Origin of the sequence: Caldimonas sp., from assembly GCF_046289365.1 — a bacterium.
Taxonomy (GTDB): Bacteria; Pseudomonadota; Gammaproteobacteria; order Burkholderiales; family Burkholderiaceae_C; genus Caldimonas.
The window spans coordinates 1-20,284 of the sequence record NZ_JBKBVU010000044.1 but is presented as its reverse complement, the minus strand read 5'-3'; the positions used below and the strand labels follow the sequence as shown (position 1 = coordinate 20,284).

Sequence of the window (20,284 nt, the reverse complement as noted above, 5' to 3'; positions counted from 1 at the left end):
CGGCGATTCCACTTGAACTTTGTGCCAAGACACGCCGCCTGATGTCATCCACAGCTATTGACAATAACCGCTTGCAAGACCTTCGTCCTTTCTCGAAGACCTCGGCCGGGAGGCGTGCTACAATCAACCGGCTCCTGCCTGGAGCAGCCGAGGAGACCTGCGCATGCGTACCTTGTTGTCAGGGCTGGCATTGCTGGCCGCGGTGGCCGGCTGGCGGCTGTGGCAGCCGGCCACCGGGAGCCGGGCATGACGCATCCGCTGCCCACCCACGACCCGCGCTGGCGTGCCGACCCGCTGGCCGACGACACCATCACCCGCGTGCTGAAGGCGCTGGACAGCGAGGCCCGTCCGTGGGAAGGGCTGGACACGCTGAGCCGCCAGATCGAGGCCTGGCAACGCAATGGCGACCTGGCCACCTGGCAGCCCGACCCGCAAGCACTGCCCGGCGATGCCGGACGGGCGGTGCGCGACTACCTCGACCAAGCCGCACGACTGCCCGACTGGGCCGATGCAGGCCGCATCGACCGCGCCGAAGCCCTCTTCATGGGGCAGGGGCCGCTGTCGTGCCTGCTGCTGTTCTGCGCCAGCCTGCCCGAGTGCTATGTGCGCCCCGACCTGGCGGCCGTGCTGCATGCGGCCGGCCAGCTCGAACAGCACACCGACTACCGCATCCGCATGACGGCGGCGATGATCTTCCCCGCCATGATGGAGGGCGGCCTGACCGACCCGGCCGGCGGTGGCGTGGCGCAAGTCCTGAAGGTGCGGCTCATCCACGCCAGCATCCGCCACCTGGTGCTGCGCGGCAGCCCGGAGGCCCTCCTGGCCTCGCACGACCGCCACCGGCCGCGGCTCTATCACGCCCCGGCCCCCGGCACCCGTGCCATGCACTACGCGATGTGGCGCCAAGGCTGGGACGTGGACCGCGCCGGCCTGCCCTGCAACCAGGAGGAGCTGGCCTACACCCTGCTGACCTTCCACTACGTCTTCCTGCGGGGCATGCGCACGCTGCGCCTGGGCCTGCCGCCGGCCGACGAGGCGGCCTACCTGCACACCTGGAACGTGGTGGGCGCGCTGCTGGGCATTGAACCCGGCCTGATGCCCCAGGACATGGACAGCGCCGCCGCGCAGTTCCAGGCCCTGCAGGCCCGGGGCGAGGTGCCGCGGCACAACGAAGCCCCCCGGCCGGCGCTTGCCCGTGCCCTCATGGGCGCGATGACCGACACGCTGCCGCTGCACGCGCTGCGCGACGTGCCCACGCTGCTCACCCGCCACCTCTGCGGCCGCGACGTGGCGAAGCTGCTGGGCCTGGACGGCCGCACCGCCTGGGCCTCGCGGCTGGTCTTCTGGGGCGGCCTAGGCCTCACCCGCCTGATCGACGGGATCGCCCGCTGGCTGTGGCCCGGCTTTTCGCTCTCGCGGCTGTTCTGCCGCATCCTGGGCTACCACACCCTCACCGGCCTGCTGATGGACCAGACCCGGCCGCTGAAGCTGCCCAGCCACCTGTTGTTACAAATCCACACAACTGCACACCACTGGAGTGAGGACGCACACGCTCCTGCATGGGCGCGCGCCTTGGAGGACCGGCTCACGACGTCCGGGTCCTGGGTGCCTGCGGCTTCCGCGGCCGACCCGGTGTGAGGCGCCGTCCCTGCACAGACCGGGAGGCCCCCTGGATAATGGTTTGCATCGTCCTCCTGCCCTGTCCATGTCCCCGCCCTTCGTCCGCCACCTGACCGCCTTGTCCTGGGTGCTGGGACTCCTGCTGGCCTTGCTCGGGGTCGCACGGGCGGCCCCGCTGACGATCGATGGCCGACAGGACGTGCTGGCAGTCTGGCCTGCGGTGAGCGTGAGTTTCGAGGAGGCCGGCACCGAAAGGCGGGTGGGCGAGGCGTTGCGCCAGTCTTTCGAGCCCCCACCCTCGGCCCACGCGACCCTGGGCGTGCGGCCTGAAGCCGTGTGGCTGCGGGTGCCCCTGAGCGTCAGCCCCGAAGGTGCCGGTGCCTGGGTGCTGGACATCGACCACCCTCCACTGCGTGCGGTCGATCTCTACCTGGTGCGCGAAGGCCAGGTGCAGCAGCACTGGCCACTGGGCAACCGGCTGGCCGTGTCGGACCGTCCTCTGCGCACCCGCGGGCACGCAGCCATCGTGCCGCTAGTGGCCGGCGACAGCCAGGAACTGCTGGTGCGCGTGCAGACCACCGGGGCGCTGATCCTGCCAATCACCCTGAACCGCGCCGCGGCCTTCAGCGAGCGCGAGCAGGGCGAGCAGATGCTCCAGGGCCTGCTGTTGGGGCTGGGCCTGTGCCTGATCATCTACAGCCTCGCGCAGTGGGCGGCCACGCGCGAGACGCTGTTCCTGAAGTACACGCTGATGACCTTCGGCAGCCTGATGTTCTCGGTGTACTTCTTCGGCGTGGGCGCCCAGTACCTCTGGCCCGGCAGCCAGTGGCTGGAGGTGCGCGCCGGCGGCCTGGCCGCGCTGCTGGCCACCACGGGCTCCTTCCTCTTCATTGCCGAGGCCCTTTCCGGGCCCGACACCTCGCGGCGCTTCGTGCAGACCATGCATGCGGGGGCCTGGTTCACGGCCGGCGTGGCCATCGTCTATGCCCTGGGTCTGGTGGAGACCCGCACGATCAGCAGCCTGGTCAGCGTGCTGGGCCTGGTGCCCGCGCTGATGGGCGTGCGGGGTGCCATCCGGCGGGCCCGGCGGGGCGATCCGATCGGCTTCACCTTCCTGCTGGCCTGGACGGTGTACTTCGTCGCCACCGCCATCTTGATCGGGGTGATCAACGGCCGGCTGCCGGTGAACTTCTGGACCCTGCACTCCTTCCAGTTCGGCGCCACGCTGGACATGCTGCTCTTCATGCGCGTGCTGGGCCTGCGCCTGAAGGCCCAGCACAGCGCGGCCCTGAACATGGCGCGCGAGCACGACACCCTGCGCTCGCTGGCCTACACCGACCCTCTCACCGGCCTGGCCAACCGGCGCGGCATCGACGCCACCTTGAGTGCCATGCTGCCTCACTGCCAGGGCGACCAGCTCATGGCCGTGTATCTGATCGACCTGGACGGCTTCAAGCCCATCAACGACCAGCACGGCCATGAGGTGGGCGACCAGCTGCTCATCGCCGTGGCCCATCGCCTGCGCGAGTGCATGCGCTCCAGCGACGTGGTCGGGCGCCTGGGGGGCGACGAGTTCATCGTGCTGGCCAGCGGCCTGCGCAATGAACTGCAGGCGCTGACCATCGGCGAGCACCTGCTGGCCTCCTTCCAGGCCCCCCTCAACCTGCCCGGGCTGCAATGCGATGTGGGCCTGACCATCGGCTATGCGCTGGCGCCGCTGGACGGCACCGAGGGCAGCAACCTGCTGCGCGCGGCCGACGCCGCCATGTACGCCGGCAAGCAGGCCGGCAAGGGCTGCCTGGTGCGCGCACGGCCCGTCGGTCCGGCCCGACTGGACCCTGCCAACGCCTGACGCATGCAAGCCGACCCTTCCGACCCCCTGTCCATCCAGCTCTACGACCAGCCCGGCCACCTGATCCGCCGGGCCCACCAGATCGCCGTGGCGCATTTCCACGAGGCCCTGGGCCGCGACGTGACGCCGGTGCAGTACGCCGTGCTGCGCATGCTGCACGAGCACCCCGGCATCGACCAGGTCACCGCCGCGCAGATGGTGGCCCTGGACACCTCCACCACCGCCGACATCGCCGCGCGCCTGGAAGCCAAGGGCTGGATCGTGCGCGAACTGCTGCCGCGCCGCCAGCGCCGGCTGCTGCTCACCCCGGCCGGGCAGGCTCTGCTGGCCGAGCTCACGCCCAAGATGCACCGGATGCAGCAGCGCCTGATGGGCCGCCTCGACCCGGCCGAGCAACGCGAATTCATGCGCCTGTTGCGCAAATTCGTCCACCTCGACGAGCCCCCGACCCCGGGTCAACCCTAGTCCCGCACGGCCCCCAGGAGGCGTCAGATCGCAGTAAACTGGACCCACATTCAGCATACTGAATGACGGACAGCCCCACCCCACTCCTGCGAGGTCGCCCCATGTATCTCAAGAACACCTGGTACGTCGCCTGCACCCCAGACGAGATCGCCGACCGCCCCCTGGGCCGCATCATCGCGGGCGAGCCGCTGGTGATCTACCGCGCCGCCGAAGGCGTGGCCGCACTCGAGGATTTCTGCCCCCACCGGGGCGCGCCGCTGTCGCAGGGCCGGGTCTGTGAAGGCAAGCTGGTGTGCGGCTACCACGGCCTGGAGATGGGCTGCGACGGCAAGACGCTGGCCATGCCCAATCAGCGCGTGCGCGGCTTCCCGGCCATCCGCGCCTACCCGGCGGTGGAGCGCCATGGCTTCATCTGGGTGTGGCCGGGCGATGCCGCCCAGGCCGATGCGGCGCTCATCCCCGACCTGCCCTGGGCGCACAACCCCGAGTGGGCCTATGGCGGCGGCCTGTACCACATCCGCTGCGACTACCGGCTCATGATCGACAACCTGATGGACCTCACGCACGAGACCTACGTGCACGCCAACAGCATCGGCCAGAAGGAGATCGACGAGGCCACGCCCATCACCAAGGTGGAGGGCGAGCACGTCACCACCAGCCGCCACATGCAAGGCATCATGGCCCCGCCCTTTTGGCAGATGGCCCTGCGCGGCCACGGCCTGCCCGACGACCAGCCGGTAGACCGCTGGCAGATCTGCCACTTCACACCCCCCAGCCACGTGATGATCGAGGTGGGCGTAGCCTTGGCCGGCCGCGGCGGGGTCCACGCCGACCCGAAGGACAAGGTCTATGCCCTCGTGGTGGACTTTCTCACGCCCGAGACCGACACCACGATGTGGTACTTCTGGGGCATGGCACGGCACTTCCAGCCGCACGACGCGGCGCTGACGGCCAAGATCCGCGAAGGCCAGGGCAAGATCTTCTCGGAAGACCTCGCCATGCTCGAAGGCCAGCAGGCCAATCTGTCGCGTCACCCCGGGCGCAAGCTGCTCAGCCTGAACACCGATGCCGGCGGCGTGCAGGCCCGGCGCATCCTCGATCGCCTGATCGCCGCGGAACGCGGCGAGCCGGTGGCAGCCGCCGCGTGAGCGTGCGATGAGCACCGCGCCTGCTTCGTTGCGCGTCAAGGTCGCGCGCAAGGCCGTCGAGGCCGAAGGCATCTGCAGCTTCGAGCTGGTGTCGGCCGATGGCCGGCCGCTGCCGGCGTTTTCGGCCGGCTCGCACATCGACGTGCACCTGCCCGGTGGCCTGGTGCGCCAGTACTCGTTGTGCAACGACGCGGCCGAGACCCACCGCTACCTCATCGCCGTGCTGAAAGACCCGGCCACCCGCGGCGGCTCGCGTGCGATGCACGAGCAGGTGCACGAAGGCGACGAGCTCACCATCAGCCCGCCACGCAACCACTTCGCGCTGGCGCATGAGGCCGCTCACCACCTGCTGCTGGCCGGCGGCATCGGCATCACGCCACTGCTGTGCATGGCCGAGCGCCTGGCCGCCACCGGCGCCGCATTCACGATGCACTATTGCACCCGCTCGCGCGAGCGCACGGCCTTCGCCTCGCGCATCGAGGCCTCGGCCTTCGCCGCGCAGGTGCATTTCCACCACGACGACGGCCCGGCCGAGCAGCAGTTCCGGCTCGACGCCGTGCTGGCGGCGGCCGACGCGCACACCCACCTCTACGTCTGCGGCCCCAAGGGTTTCATGGACGCGGTGCTGGGCGCGGCGCGTGGGCGCGGATGGGCGCAGGCACGGCTGCATTACGAGTTCTTCTCGGCCGAGCCGGTGTCCACCGAGGGCGACCGCGCCTTCGAGGTGGTGCTGGCCAGTTCCGGCCGCGTGGTGCCGGTGGCCGCCGGGCAGACGGTCGTGCAGGCCCTGGCCGCGTGCGGCGTGGACGTGATGGTCTCGTGCGAGCAGGGCGTGTGCGGCACCTGCCTCACCCGCGTGCTCGACGGCGAGATCGATCACCGCGATGTCTACCTCACCCCCGAGGAACAGGCCGCGGGCGACCGGTTCACCCCCTGTTGTTCCCGCGCGAAATCGGCGCGGCTGGTCCTGGACCTGTGAGCCCAGGGAGCCGGATGGAAGCGAAACACCACGATCACAAATCGGAATAAGAATATTTATTGTTTGCAATTCTGTTACATTCTCCAGCCGCGCCGCCTTGAGAACAATCAAGACAACACGACGCAGCGCGGCCACCCCTTCTTGATCACCTCTGACAGCCACGCCCTGGATGCGCTTGGCGTGGGCTGCCTCATTCTGGAGAATCCATGCGCCGTACGTCCCGTCCTTGCCCCTTGACGCCCCTGGCCCTGGCCATCGCTTCCTGGGGATCCCTCGCGTCTGCCCAGACCGCATCCAACCCGCCTGCCCCTGCTGCACAAGCCGAGCTGCCAGCCGTCGAGGTCCGCTCGTTCCGCGGCGAGCAGATGGACAGCCTGCGCTACACCCGCGAACTGAAGGACACGCCTCAGCTCATCACCGTGTTGCCCGACGACCTGTTGCAGGAGCAGGGCACCACCTCACTGCGCGATGCGCTGAAGAACATTCCGGGCATCAGCCTGCAGGTGGGCGAAGGCAACCCGCCCAGCGGCGACCAGTTCAAGATCCGCGGCTTCAATGCGCGTGACGACATCAAGGTCAATGGCGCGCGCAGCCTGGGCAACTATTTCCGCGATCCCTTCTACGTCGATCAGCTCGAAGTCACCAAGGGCCCGAATTCGGCCTTCACCGGCCGCGGCGGGGCGGGCGGCACTGTCAACTTCGTCACCAAGAAGCCGTCGCTGGAAGACAAGGGGCGTGCACAGCTGACACTGGGCACGGACGACATGAAGCGTCTGGAGCTCGACCTCAACCGGACCGTATCGGAGCACAGCGCGGTGCGCCTTAACCTGATGGCGCACGATGCCGACATCCCCGGCCGCGACCTGGCCGAGGAACAGCGCTATGGCCTGCATGCCGCCTACACCTGGGGGCTGGGCCAGGCCACCCAGGTCACCGCCGAGGTCCTGCACCTGCGTGCCGATGACCGTCCGGACGCCGGACTGCCCACCGATCGCAACAACCTGCTGGGCACGCTGCGCGGCATCGAGACCAGCGTGGCGCCTGGGATCGACTACAGCAACTACTACGGCCATCCCAACGATCGCAAGCAGGTGGATGTGAACGAACTGGGCCTGGCCGTGCAGCACCGCTTCGACAACAGCGTCGTGCTGCGCAACCAGACGCGCGTCTCGCGCGTGCACAACGACGGCTGGGTGTCCTCTCCGCGCCTGTTCGTCGGCGCCATCGGGTCGAACACCACCGACGGCTTCGTGACCGAATGCACGGTGGCCAACCCCTGTGCACGCGGCGAAACCAAACCGCGCGACCAGCGCGACGAGGGCTTCCACAACCAGACCGACGTGTCCTTCAGCTTCCTCACCGGCGCCGTCCAGCACGACATGGTCCTCGGTGCGGAGTTCGCCACCAACCAGTACGCCAACAAACGCCGCCTGGACACCCGCGGCCCGCTCACCTCGCTGCGCAATCCGACGCACCCTCGCCTGGGCCCCTACCAGGTAATCGGCGGCGGCCGCTACGGCATTCCCGCCTATGACGGCACGACCTACACGCTGAAGACGCGCGAGATGGCAGCCTATGCGATCGACACCATGGCACTCACGCCTCGATGGGATCTGCTCACGGCAGTGCGCTGGGACAAGGTCAAGGCCACGGCCACACGACGTGGCTTCACCGGCGCCAACGAAGCCCTGAACACCACCCACGAGCGCGAGGATGACGCCTGGAGTTATGCCTTCGGCCTTGTGCACAAGCTGCGCCCCGACGTTTCCCTGTATGCGTCGGTGAGCAATGCCTACGTGATGTCGGCCAACTTCGACCGCAACAGCGTTCAGTTGGCCGGCGGCAACCCCGTCGAGAACATCGTGGGCATCGGATTCGACACGCCGCCCGAGAAGATGCGCTCGTACGAAGCCGGCGTGAAGTGGCGCGTCGGCCGCGAACTCGATCTCGGTGCGGCCATCTTCCGCACCGACGTCACCAATGGTCGCCTTCCGGGCCAGGGCCAGGGTGTGACCGGCTTGCCGGACAACCGCTATCAGATCGACGGATTCGAAGCCCTGGCGGCGGGCCATGTGACCAATCGCTGGCAGCTCTATGCGGGCTACACCTACCTGGATTCCAGGATCAAGACGGCCCCGGGCGCCGGAGCCAACGAAGCCTATGTGACATCGCAGCAGCTTGGCGGCACGCCGCGCCACTCGTTCACGCTGTTCAGCACCTATGACCTGTCCAACGCGTGGACCGTGGGCGGGGGTGTGCGACACAGCTCCTCGTTCACCAGCGGCGTCGATCCGGTGGGCACCGACACGGTGTACAAAGTGCGCGTGCACGGTCACACGGTGGCCGACCTCTACGCAGCCTACCGCTTCAGCCGGGCCACGCAGGTGCGCGTCAACCTGAACAATGCGTTCGACAAGGCGTACATTGCCGAGCTGGCCGAAGGCGGCGCCCAGGCCATTCCCGGGCGTGCACGCCAGTTGCTTGTGACCCTACGTCACGACTTCTGATCCACGAAGAGGCGGATCCATGACTGATTTCCTGGTGCTCGACGAGGTGCTCACGCGCGAGGAACTCGCCTGGATCCGCGCCACCCTGGCCCAGTGCGACTGGCAAGCCGGCCTGAGTGCCGGCGCCCAGGCGCTCGCGGCCAAGAACAACCTGCAACTGCCCGAAGAGGACCCGGCACTGCCTGAACTGCGGCGCGTGGTGATGCGCGCGCTCAACCGGCATCCGCTGCTGGTGTCGGCTGCGCTGCCCAACAAGATCATTCCCCCCAACTTCAACCGCTATGTCGGTGAGCGCAACGCCTACCGCTGGCATGTGGACAACACCCTGCGCGAATTGCCCGATGGGAGCTGGCTGCGCACCGACGTGTCGGCCACGCTGTTCCTGAGCGATCCCGAGGACTATGAAGGCGGGGAACTGACCATCGAAGCCTCACAAGGCTGGCGCACGCTCAAGGGGGCGGCCGGCAGTCTCGTGATCTATCCCTCCGGCACCGTTCACCAGGTGCAGCCCGTCACAGGCGGCGAACGGCTGGCCTGCTACTTCTTCATCCAGAGCCTGGTGCGCGATGCCCACCTGCGCGACCTGCTGTTCAAGATGGACCTGGCCTTGATGCGCCTGCGCGAACGTCTGGGGCCGGCCGATGGAGAAGTCGTCCGCCTCACTGCGACGTACCACAACCTGCTGAGGTTGTGGTCGGAGTGCTGAGGCTGGCGCCCTGATCGTTGTTGCGTTTGCGACTCATTCTCATTTATAATATCCGGCGCCCCAGCCAGCGCATGTCGCCGCAGGTTCCCTGCGTCCGGCGATGCGTCAGCCAGAGTCCCCCGAACGCGTCGATCGCGGCGGGCCAGCCCTGGCCTCGACGACCCTCCCGCTGGAGCCTGTCCATCATGTGGTCCTTTTCCCCTGGTGCCGGAACCTGTCTTGCGGCGCTGGCTTCGCTGAGCCTGCTGGCCGCCTGTGGCGGCGGCAGCGACACCCTGGCACTGAACAGCAGCGATCCGGCTCGCGCCGCGGCGGTGCAGGGGGTGGCCGCCGTGGGCTTGCCGGTGGCTGGGGCCGAGGTCGAGGTGCGTTGCGTCTCGGGCGCCGCACTCACCACGACCACCGACGCCCAAGGCGTCTTTCGCGTCACGGTCAGCAGCCAGCGCGCGCCTTGCGTGCTGCGCGTGCGCGGCGGCACCGTGGGCGGGCACGCGCAGACCGAAGCGCTGTATTCGCCTCTGACCAGCTTTGGGCGGGTCAACGTCACCCCCTTGACCGACTTGCTGTTGGCCCGCGTGGCCGAGGCCGATCCGGCCGCCTTCTTCGAGTCGTTCGGCGCGGGACCGGCCGCCCAGCGCTTGAGCGCATCGACCTTGGCTGCCGGCCAGACCGCCTTGCTGCCCTACCTGCGGGCCCTGGGCGTGGACACCACGCCGCTGGCCGACTTCCCGCTCGTCACCGGCACCTTTACCGCCACCGCCGGCGATCCGCACGACGCGGTGCTGGAGCAATTGCAGCAGCGCCTGGCCGTCAATGCGCTGAGCCTGGCCCAGGCGCGCGCCGACGTGGCCGCCCTGGTGCTGCCCGGCCCCTGTGCCGACGCCACCGGCTTTTGCTGGCCCGTGGCCGACTACAAGCTGCTCACCGAGAACCGCCGCAACGACAAAGGCGAGCCCGAGGTGAAGTTCCACGAACACGATGTGGACATCCACATCGACCCCCAGGGCCAGTGGATCAAGACCGTGGTCCTCAAGACCGACAAGATCGGCAAGGTCTTCCACTTCGACCTCACCCGGCCCCTGTCTTTCCTGCGGAGCTATCGGCCCGGCGACGGGCACGATTGCCGTGCCACGCTGCCGCCGGGCGAAGCCTGCTACCAGGCCGTGCATGCCGCCGTGTTGATGGTGTGCGGGCCGGCGCTGGGGGATGACTTCGTGATGCTGCCTTCGGCCGCCGTGCAGAAGGACAGCCCCGAGGAAGTGCGCAAGGCCGACCCGTCCGCCCTGTACGGCCTGCGGTTCCAGCGTGTCGTGGCCTGCGCCCCGACCGCGTCGATGCTGGTGGTCGATGCCGCCGGCCAGGCCTCGGACGAAACCGGGACACCGCTGGGTGCCGTGAGCAACCTCATCGGCAAGACGGCCGACAAGCGGCTGGAGCGCAAGTTCTGGCGGGTCACCCACGCCGGGCAGACACGCTACATCGGCATCGAATCCGGCAGCGTCGCCGGCCAGCCTCACTTTGCCGTGCTGGTGTCGCAATGAAGGCTTGTTCCTGCCTGCGCGGCCCGGTGGCCGCTGCCGCCGTGCTCGCCATGCTGGGCCCGGCTCAGGCCCAGAGCCTGGAGGAAATCATCGTCACCGGCGCCCGCGACGAAATCCAGGCCCGCATCGCCGCGCCCAACCCGGTGGTGCTGGTGGGCCGCGACGAGATCGACAAGACCAACGATCTCACGCTCGGCGACTTCCTGCGCCGCCTGCCCGGCATGAGCTTCTCGGGCCCGGCCGGCAACATCAAGGACGTCCGCCTGCGTGGCATGGACAAGGGCTACACCCAGATCCTCATCGATGGCGAGCCGTGGATGGGCACCACCAAGGATCGTCAGGTGCAGGTCGATCAGTTGCCCATGAGCATGGTCGATCGCATCGAGATCCATCGCAGCCCCCTGCCCGACTTGCCCGCCGACGGCATCGCCGGCACGATCAACGTGATCCTGCGCCGCGTCGAAGGCTCCGAGGTCACCGTCAAGGTCGGCGCCGGCCTGCATGTCGGTCACGAGGATCGCGCTCCTCAGGGCACTGTGCAGCTCAACATGGCGCGAAGCTGGGACAACGGCCTGGCCCTGGTGCTGCCGCTCAACGTCCAACGACGTCACGAGCTCAAGACCAAGCCCAAGATTGTCGAGACCTTCGACGCAGCCACGGGCGCCCGCACCGGCCTGAGCGAGAGCATGGAACGCGAGAACAACCGCGTGCATGAGTTCAGCCTTGGCCCCCGGCTGGTCTACCGGCCCGATGGCGACGACACCTTCACGCTGTCGATCTTCTACAACCTCAACGAAGGCAACAAGCTCAGGGCCACGGACAACTACAGCTTCAGCGATCCAGCCGCCGGCACCGGCTTCGTGCGCGACAGCAGCGCCGACGAGGATGAGGACAAGGCGCGCACCGCCAAGCGGCTGGCCGGCCAGTGGCAGCGGCGCGTCAACGAATCGCTGACCACCCAGCTCGGCTGGGTGTGGCAGGCCGCCGAGGAAGACAAGCTCAAGTTCAAGGACAACTTCGACGGCAGCGGCACGCTCACCGGCACCGAGACCGAAGACGCCCGCGTGCGCGCGCGCAACCGCAAGCTGCACCTGGGCGGCCGCTACACTGGCTGGGCCGGTCATGCCCTGGCCCTGGGCCTGGAATGGCAGCGCGACACGCGCATGGACGACAAGCTCAGGAACGGCGCCGCGCAGATCAGCGAGAGCTGGGACATCGAGGAAACCCGCCAGGTGCTCTTCTTGCGTGACGACTGGGCTTTCGCACCGGGCCATGTGCTGGCAGGAGGGGTTCGTGCCGAGCGCCGGGAGGCCGGCTCGGTCGATCAGGGGGGGGTGCGTCGCGACGGCGACAGCTTCGCGATGAACCCCAGCCTCGCCTGGCGGTGGAGCTTCCTGCCCCACTGGCGCCTGCGGGCGGGCGCGGCCCAGACCCTGAAGCCGCCGAAGTTCGACCAGCTGAGTTCGGTCATCACCTCGGGCGACGGTTCGCTCAGCAGCCCCTACGTGGTGGGCAACCCCGACCTGAAGCCCGAACGCTCGCGCGGCTGGGACCTGGGGCTGGAGACCGACTTCCAGGGCCGCAACGGCTTTGCAGCGCTGAACCTGGGCGAGCGCCACATCCGCGACATGATCGCCAAGGAAACGCGGCCGGAAAGCGACGGCTTCTACTACAACCGCGCCTACAACGTCGCGGGCACGAGCATCGTGCGCACCATCGAGCTCGACGGGCGCTTGGACTTGCGCGCGCTGGGCCTGCGGCACGTGGCGCTGATGGGCAACTACACGCGCTTTTTCTCGCGCAAAGCGGGCAGCTCGGCCCCGCTGTCCGATCAGCCGCATTACGTGGTCAACACCGGCATGGACTGGCGCATCCCCGCATGGAAAACGCTGCTGGGCTGGCGCTACAACTACCAGGGTCGTATCGCCAAGACCAGTGGTGACACCGAATCCGCGTTGCGCCTGCTCGACGTCTTCGCCTACTGGGACATCGACCGCACCTGGTCGCTGCGTGTGTCCGGCGCCAATTTGTTGGATGCACGCAAGACCAAACAGAAGGAAACCTACGACAGTGCCGGCCGTCTGACGGCGCGCACCCGTGAGCAAGAAGCCGGCGGCCGCAGCCTGCTCGTCACCCTCGAGGCCCGCCTCTGACCCCTACGAAAGGACCCGCCATGACCACACGTTTCGGATCGTTCCGCGGCTGGCACATCTGGCTGAGCATCGCCCTGTCCCTGCCCATCCTCATCGTGGGCTTGACGGCCGTGTTCATCGCCCACGACAAAGCGCTCGGCCTGAAATCCCTGCACGTGCCAGCGTCATGGTCGCCGATGTCACAGCCCATGTCATGGCATCGCAACGACACCGAAGTGCGGGCCCTATGGAGCGATGCACAGGGCACGCAGTGGCTGGGCAGCAAGATGGGTCTGTACCGCATCGGCCCCGAGGGTGCGCCCACGCCCATCGTCGGGCCGTCGGAGGTGCGAGCGGTGCACGGCGTGGGCTCGGCCCTGCTGGTGGCGGCCAAGAACGGGTTGTGGCGCGTCGAGCCCGGCGAGATCACAGCGCGGCGGCTTGTGGAGGGCGAATTCTGGTCGGTGACGGCCACGCCTGAGGGCCTGCTGGCCGTGCCCAAGGAGGCCGATGTCCTGGTCAGCCAGGACGAAGGCCGCCATTGGCAGACCTGGGAGCCCGCTGTCCAGGCCACCGAGCAGCTCGCCGCGATCCTGGCGATGCAGGCCGACAGCGGGCAGCGCACGATCACCGTGTCCAAGCTCGTGATGGATCTGCACACCGGCAAGGCCTTCTTCGGCAAGCAGTACGAATGGATCTGGATCGACCTCGTCGGTGCGGCCATGGTGTTGCTCACCGTCACGGGCCTGGTGATGTGGTGGCGCGGCCAGCGTCGCAAGGTGGCGCAACTGGCGCAATTGCAGGCGAGCCCTCGCCCCGCGGCGCAGCCGCACATCGTTTGAATCCGCTCCGATGGGGCTCGCCTATGGCCTGCTGGGCCTGTCGGCCCTGGCGCTGTTGTGGGCGGCCCTCGTCGTCGCCCATGGTCTGGTGCAAGCCCTGCGCGGCCGCTGGCTCGACGCGCGCCGGCGCAGCACCGCGCAACCACGCCCTTGGCGCGTGGTCGCACGCGCCGACCATGGCCCGTTCTTCCAACTCTGGCTGCACGCTCGCAGCGGCCGATGGCGCTGGTGGCCTGGTGGCGCACGTGCAGGCCAGTACCTCACCCTGCACCTCGCGCAGCCGCAGGGCATGCAAAGCCGTCGCTATTCGCTCGCAGCCCTGCCGCGCTGGCGCTGGCGCCACCTGGCCTGGGTGTATGAGCTGGCGATCAAGCGCGAACCGCTCGGTCGGGTGTCGTCATGCTTGCACGAGCAGGCCCATCCCGGCACCGTCTTGTGGGCCCTGCCGCCGGCCGGGCATTTCACCTGGCCGGCCCGGCTGCAAGGCGAACAAGTGCTCGTGGCCGGGGGCATCGGCATCACCCCGATGCGGGCCTTGACCCAGGACTGGCTGCGCCGCGGCGGCCCCGTGCCTTTGACGCTGATCTGGTCGGTACGGGACATGAGGGAGTGGATGGACTACCGGGCGCAGTTCGAAGCCTGGGCGGCCCACCACGAACGTTTGCGCTTCGTGCCCTTGTTCACCGGCCGCCACGAGGACTGGCGTGGCGAGCGCGGCCGTCTGACGGGTGCGCGGCTGCTGGCCTGGAGTCAAAGCGGCCGCCCCGGCGCCGTATGGATGTGCGCATCGGCCCCGATGATGGACAGCCTGCGCACCCAGCTGCTCGATGCAGGCCTGCCCGAGGCGGACATTCACGTCGAGGCCTTCGCCGCGCCAACCAACCCGGACCGCGCGAGCTACACCATGCGCTGGGTCGGCCATTCGCAAGCCTTGCATTTCAGCGGCCAGCCCAGCCTGCTGGCCGCCTTGCTGGAGCAAGGCGTCACCGTGGACCACGACTGCCGCAACGGCAGTTGCGCTCGTTGCGCGGTGCGGGTGCTCGAAGGAACGGTGCGGCAGGTGCTGGCGCCCGAGGCGGCGCTGCCCGAAGGCTGTGTGCTGTCGTGTTGCGTCGTGCCCAGCGGCCCGCTGCGGCTGGCCGGCATCGCCCCGGGACCGCTCGGACGCAGATTTGGGGCCGAATGACCCCGCATTGTCCAGCAGCGGCCCGCACCGTCCGGCGGCACAATGCCAGCCGTGAAACTGTCTCTCAAACTCAAGGTCTCGTTGATTGCCGCGGCAGCCATCATGGTCTTGGCTGCCGTGGTGGCCTGGACGCAGGATTCGCGGCTGGCGCGCGATTTCCGTGAGGTGCTCGACGAGCAGCAAGACGCTTTGGCCGAGTCCATGGCCGACCACCTGGGCGACAAACTGCACACCTACATGACTGTGCTGGAGGCGCAGGCCGCCCAACTGGACGCGGCCACCTTGCGCGATGCCGCCGCCCGGCAAGCCTTTTTGTCGCGACCCTCGCCGCTGAAGGCGCTGTTCGACGGCCTGGCCCTCGTGGATTTGGACGGCAACCTGGTGGCCAACGAGCCCCCGCTGCCGCCGGGCCGGCACATCAACGTGGCCGATCGGGAGTATTTCCAGCGCATGCGCTCGCAAGCGCGCAGCCTGGTGTCCGAGCCGATCGAGGCGCGCACCGGGGCGGGTCCGGCGATCCTGCTGGCCGTGCCGGTGACCGATGCGCAAGGCCGTCTGCAAGCCGTGCTGGTGGGAGGCTTGCGCCTGCTGCGCCCCAACCTGCTGGGGCTGATGTCGCAGGCCCCCGTGGGGCGCACCGGCCACTTCGAAATCGTCACCCGTGGACCCGAGCCGGTCTACGTGATCCACCCGGACCCTTCGCGCATCCTGCGACCCGCTCAAACACCTGCACCGGGCGACGCGCACGCCGTGGTCACCCGCAAGATCGTGGCCCTGGCCGATTGGGAGTTGCGCGTGGTGCTGCCCGGCTGGGAAGTGCGCGCGCCGGTGATCCAGGCCCAGCGCGCCCTGGCGTCGGATTTGGCGCTGTATGCCCTGGCCGCGGCGGCGTTCGTGTGGGCCGTGATGCGCTGGATGCTGCAACCCCTGGCCGGCCTGCACCGCGCCATCCACATCTTGCGGCGCGACCCGCAGGCCAACGTGGCGATCGATACGCGCAGTCGCGACGAACGCGGCGATCTGGCCCGCGACTTTCAAGCGCTGTTGAACGAGCTGCGCAGCCGTGAGCGCGAGCGGGCCACGCTGTTCGAAGCCTCGACGGACTACATCATCCAAACCGACGTACGCGGGCGTCTGCTCTATTTGAACCCGGCCGCCCGCCGCGTGTTGGGTCTGGCGCCCGATCAGCCGGTGCACAACCATGTGTACAGCGACTTCAACACTGCGCAGACCAACGAGCAGTTCCGGCAGGAGATCGTGCCGGCGGTGCTCGAACAGGGCCACTGGGTGGGGGAAACCGGCTTTTACGATGCCCAGGGGCATGAGCGGCGCGTCAGCCATCTCGTGATCGCCCATCGCGACGACGCCGGCCGCATCACCCACTTCTCGGGGGTGATGCGCGACATCACGGATCAAGCCGCCATGCAACGGCAAGCGCAGCGGCAAGCCGCCATGCTGCGCTCGGTGGCCGATCGCTTGCCCACCTTGGTGGCCGTGGTTGGCGCCGATGAGCGGGTGCGCTACGTCAACCGGGCCTATGCGCTGTGGCTGCAACGCAGCGAAAGCGAGCTGCTCGGACAGTCCTTGGATGAGGTGCTTGGCCTACAGCACGCCAATGCCAGCCGTGCGTGGTGGCAGCAGGCCCTGGCCGGCGAGGAAGTGCAGTTCGAGCGTGAGCATCTCGTGCAACGCGAGCGGCGGTGCCTGCGGGTCAGTTGTGTGCCCTTGCGGCTGGACGACGGCAGTGTGGACGGCTTCGTCGAGTTCGCCCATGACGTGACCACCCACAAAGCCGAGGCCGAGCACTGGAAGAGCCTGGCCGAAATCGACCCCTTGACCGGCTTGCTCAACCGCGCCGGCTTCGAGGCCCGTTTGCGCGCCTTGACCGCGCAGGACAGCGCCGCCCCCGGATTCGCCCTCGTCTATCTGGACCTGGATCACTTCAAGCCGGTGAACGACACCCACGGCCACCCGGTGGGCGATGAGGTGTTGCGCCTGTTCGCCCAGCGCCTGCAACGCCGCCTGCGTGCACACGACAGCGTCGCACGCATCGGTGGCGACGAGTTCGCCGTGCTGCTGCCCGGGGTGCAGACGGCGCACGACTCGCGCGTCGTGGCCGACAAACTCTTGGAGGCCGCGCACCAGCCTTTCCGCGTGGGCGAGCGGGTGCTGCACATCGGCGCCAGCGCCGGCCTGGCCCTGTGGCCCACGCAAGCCCAGACGCTCGAGCAGCTCGTCGCGCGGGCCGATGCGCAGCTGTACCGGGCCAAACAGGCCGGGCGCGGGCGGGTGTCCGTGGCCGAATGAGTCAGCCCGGCGTGGCTGCCGTGTCGGCCTGCCAGCCCCCGCCCAGGGCCTTGTACAAAGCCACGGCGGTCGTCAAACGCGCCAGACGGGTCTGGACGAGGTTGTCTTGCGCGGCAAACAAGGTGCGCTGGGCATCCAGCAAAGTGGCCAGATCGTCCACGCCCTCCCGATACCGGCGTTCGGCCAATTGCAGCGTCCGCTGGGCCTCCTCCAGAATGCGTTGCTGGGTGGCTTCCTGGTCGTGATAGCGCGCCGCCTGGGTGAGCGCCAACTCCACCTCCTGCAACGCCGCCAGCACCGCCGCGCGGTAGCTCTCCACCAGCGCGCGGCGTTGCGATTCGCTCAGCGCCACCTGCGCTTGGCGGCGCCCGCCGTCGAACAGACTTTGGGCGAGCGAGGCCGCCAGCGTCGCCGTGCCCACCGGGTTGCTCAGGGACAGCAAGGCCATCGAGGCCAGGCCCGCCGATCCCGAAAGCTCGAACGAGGGCAGCAAGGCGGCCCGTGCGGCTTGCACATCGGCCGCCGCTGCTGCCAGCCGGGCCTCGGCGGCAGCCAGGTCGGGCCGGCGCCGCAGCAGCTCGGAGGGCAGCCCCGGCGCCACCTCGGGAATGGGCAAGGCTGCGAAGCTCGCCGGCGGCGCCTCGAAGCCCTGCGGTGCGCGCCCCAGCAGCAAGGCCAGCGCTCCTTCGGTTTGGCGCAACTGCTCCTGCAAGGGCAGCAGCGCGGCGCGCTGACTCAGCACCGTGGTGCGCTGGCGGCTGAGATCCACCGCCGAGGCCGCACCGTTGCGGTAGCGCACCTCGACGATGGACAACAAGCGCTCGGCCAACGCGAGGTTGTCACGGGCGATGTCCACGCGCACGCGCAGGGCCAAGGACTGGAACCAGGTCTGCGCCACGGCGGCGGCCAGGCTCAGGCGGGCGCTGTCCAGATCGAAGCGGCTGGCCTGGAGGGCGGCCTGCGCGCTGCGCTGCTGCGCGGCCAGCCGGCCCCACAGATCCACTTCGTAACTCACCGTCAGCGCAGCGCTGGTGGACTCGCTGCGCGCCGAGGGCCCCGAGCCCCCGTCGCTGTGCCGCGCCGAGCTGCCCGCCGTGACGCCCAGCGTCGGCCACAGCGAGGCGCCGACGCTGCGCAACTGGAGTTCGGCTTGCACCACCCGCTCGGCCGTCTGGGCAAGGTCGGGATTGGCTGCCAGGGCTTGCTCGATCAGCTCGGGCAGCAACGGGGCGCCGAAGTGGCGCCACCAGGTGCCATCGGCAGCCACCGAGGTCTGCACGGGCAGGCCCCAGGCCGCAGGCATGGCCAGCTCGGCGCGCGGCGCAGGCGCAGGGCCCGCACAACCGGCCAGCCCCAGGACGCCACCGAGTGCCGCCGCCACGATACGCAAAGAAAACGAACGAACACGCATGTCATTGGGCCGCCAAGGCCACCACCGGGTCCAGGCGCGCGGCCTTGCGCGCCGGCAGAAATCCAAACACCAGCCCGGTGGCAAAAGCGCAACCGAAGGCCAGCAGCACCGGCAGGGCCGCCACCTGCACCGCCACGCCCAGGGCCCCCAACAAGGCCGCCACCCCCAGGCCCAGGGCCACCCCCACCGCGCCGCCCAGGGCCGTGACCACCAGGGCCTCGATGAGGAACTGCTGCATGATGTTGCGCTCACGCGCGCCGGTGGCCATGCGGATGCCGATCTCGCGCGTGCGCTCGGTCACCGACACCAGCATGATGTTCATCACGCCGATGCCGCCCACCAACAGCGAGATGGCTGCGATCGAGCCCAGCAGCAAGGTCATGGTGTTGGCCGTCTGCTCGGTGGTCTCGATGACCGAGGCCATGTTGCGGATCTGATAGTCCACCACGCCGTGGCGCTCCAGCAGCAGCAGCTCCACGTCCTGCTGCGTCTGATCGATGCGGCTGACGTCTTGCACCGCCACCGTCACGTTGCGCAAATGGCGCTGCCCCGACACGCGCAGGCTGCTGGTCTCGAAGGGGATGAAGATGACGTCGTCGAGGTCCCAGCCCGAGGGCGAGGCTCCGCGCTCGGCCATCACGCCGATCACCTGAAAGACGAGGTTGTTGACCAGCACGTGCTGGCCCAGCGGGTCCTCGCCCTCGGGAAACAGCGCACGCACCACCGTCTGCCCGAGCACGGCCACGGCGGCGTAGTCGCGCGCATCGGCCTCGCTGAAGAAGACGCCACGCTCCACCGGCCACTGGCGCGCCAGCGGGAACAGGTGCGAGGTGCCATTGGCATAGGTCTGGAAGTCCTGGTGGCCAAAGCGCACCGTCACCGAGGTGTTCTGCTCGGGGATGGCCGCCAGCACATTGGGCACCTCGTCGTTGATGGCCCTCACGTCGTCGTTCACCAAGGTGGTGATGCCCCCCGATCCGCGCTGATTGGGCGCGCCGGGACGCACCAGCAGCAGGTTCGAGCCCATCGCGCTGACCCGCTCGAGCACCTGCTGCTTGGCACCGTCGCCGATGGCCATCATCGCGATCACCGAGGCCACGCCGATCACGATGCCCAGCAGCGTGAGCACCGAGCGGAAGACGTTGCTGCGCAGCGAGCGCCACGCCATCTTCGCGGCCTCGACGATCTCGGCTGCGAGCGTGCCCTCATGGCCGGGCGGCGTCGGCGGGGCCGGGACGGCGACGCCGGCGTGCCCCGCCGGCCCAGGTTGTGCCCGGTCGGCAACGATGCGCCCGTCCTTGATCTCGATGATGCGCCGGGCATGGTCGGCCACCTCCCGTTCGTGGGTGATCACGATGACCGTGTGCCCGCGCCGCCACAAATCGGTCAGCAGCCGCATCACCTCCTCGCCGGTCTTGCTGTCCAGCGCGCCGGTGGGTTCGTCGGCCAGCAGGATGCGCCCGCCGTTCATCAGCGCGCGGGCGATCGACACGCGCTGCTGCTGCCCGCCCGAGAGCTGGCTCGGCCGGTGATGCGCCCGCTCGGCCAGGCCCAAGCTGTCCAGCAGCGCCTGCGCGCGCGCATGGCG

The 20,284-nt window shown here is 68.9% G+C and carries 14 protein-coding genes; 12 read left to right on the top strand and 2 right to left on the bottom strand.

The genetic code is table 11. The features are described from left to right. Window positions 1–246 precede the first annotated feature (246 nt). The 12 genes from ACK42S_RS06755 to ACK42S_RS06700 all read left to right on the top strand — a co-directional run bounded on the left by ACK42S_RS06755 (window position 247) and on the right by ACK42S_RS06700 (window position 17,285). Entirely contained in the window at window positions 247–1,638 is a 1,392-nt protein-coding gene (locus ACK42S_RS06755) for an oxygenase MpaB family protein (protein WP_409704792.1), read from the top strand. A gap of 67 nt (window positions 1,639–1,705) precedes the next feature. Continuing rightward, complete coding sequence (locus tag ACK42S_RS06750) at window positions 1,706–3,472, top strand: diguanylate cyclase domain-containing protein (RefSeq protein WP_409704790.1); 1,767 nt, start codon at window positions 1,706–1,708, stop codon at window positions 3,470–3,472. 3 nt (window positions 3,473–3,475) lie between these two features. Next, entirely contained in the window at window positions 3,476–3,937 is a 462-nt protein-coding gene (locus ACK42S_RS06745; RefSeq protein WP_409704788.1) for a MarR family winged helix-turn-helix transcriptional regulator, read from the top strand. 101 nt (window positions 3,938–4,038) lie between these two features. After that, window positions 4,039–5,085, top strand: coding sequence for a Rieske 2Fe-2S domain-containing protein (locus ACK42S_RS06740; protein WP_409704786.1), 1,047 nt, complete (start codon window positions 4,039–4,041; stop codon window positions 5,083–5,085). Window positions 5,086–5,092: 7 nt separating this feature from the next. Next, window positions 5,093–6,064 (top strand): PDR/VanB family oxidoreductase, encoded by a 972-nt coding sequence (locus ACK42S_RS06735; RefSeq protein ID WP_409704784.1) that lies wholly within the window; start codon window positions 5,093–5,095, stop codon window positions 6,062–6,064. Window positions 6,065–6,270: 206 nt separating this feature from the next. Continuing rightward, entirely contained in the window at window positions 6,271–8,571 is a 2,301-nt protein-coding gene (locus ACK42S_RS06730; RefSeq protein WP_409704782.1) for a TonB-dependent receptor, read from the top strand. Window positions 8,572–8,590: 19 nt separating this feature from the next. Further along, the gene (locus ACK42S_RS06725) at window positions 8,591–9,277 is read left to right on the top strand and encodes a Fe2+-dependent dioxygenase (protein ID WP_409704780.1); all 687 of its coding nucleotides are present in this window, start codon (window positions 8,591–8,593) and stop codon (window positions 9,275–9,277) included. Window positions 9,278–9,462: 185 nt separating this feature from the next. Further along, on the top strand, window positions 9,463–10,818 hold the full coding sequence (locus tag ACK42S_RS06720) for a hypothetical protein (protein WP_409704778.1): 1,356 nt from the start codon (window positions 9,463–9,465) through the stop codon (window positions 10,816–10,818). Then, on the top strand, window positions 10,815–12,971 hold the full coding sequence (locus ACK42S_RS06715; protein ID WP_409704776.1) for a TonB-dependent receptor plug domain-containing protein: 2,157 nt from the start codon (window positions 10,815–10,817) through the stop codon (window positions 12,969–12,971). Before ACK42S_RS06720 ends, ACK42S_RS06715 begins: the two co-directional genes overlap by 4 nt. Before the next feature lie 20 nt (window positions 12,972–12,991). After that, window positions 12,992–13,792 carry a PepSY domain-containing protein gene (locus ACK42S_RS06710; protein ID WP_409704774.1) on the top strand — a complete coding sequence of 267 codons (801 nt, stop codon included), beginning with the start codon at window positions 12,992–12,994 and terminating at the stop codon, window positions 13,790–13,792. 10 nt (window positions 13,793–13,802) lie between these two features. Next, window positions 13,803–14,978, top strand: a complete 1,176-nt coding sequence (locus ACK42S_RS06705; protein WP_409704772.1) for a 2Fe-2S iron-sulfur cluster-binding protein — start codon at window positions 13,803–13,805, stop codon at window positions 14,976–14,978. A 51-nt stretch (window positions 14,979–15,029) separates the two neighbouring features. After that, the gene (locus ACK42S_RS06700; protein WP_409704770.1) at window positions 15,030–17,285 is read left to right on the top strand and encodes a diguanylate cyclase domain-containing protein; all 2,256 of its coding nucleotides are present in this window, start codon (window positions 15,030–15,032) and stop codon (window positions 17,283–17,285) included. 1 nt (window position 17,286) lies between these two features. Here ACK42S_RS06700 and ACK42S_RS06695 read toward each other — a convergent pair whose 3' ends face one another. Continuing rightward, window positions 17,287–18,696, bottom strand: coding sequence for an efflux transporter outer membrane subunit (locus tag ACK42S_RS06695; RefSeq protein WP_409704768.1), 1,410 nt, complete (start codon window positions 18,694–18,696; stop codon window positions 17,287–17,289). A gap of 1 nt (window position 18,697) precedes the next feature. Next, window positions 18,698–20,284, bottom strand: a 1,587-nt coding sequence (locus ACK42S_RS06690; protein ID WP_409704766.1) for an ABC transporter permease, incomplete at its 5' end; no start/stop codon positions are given.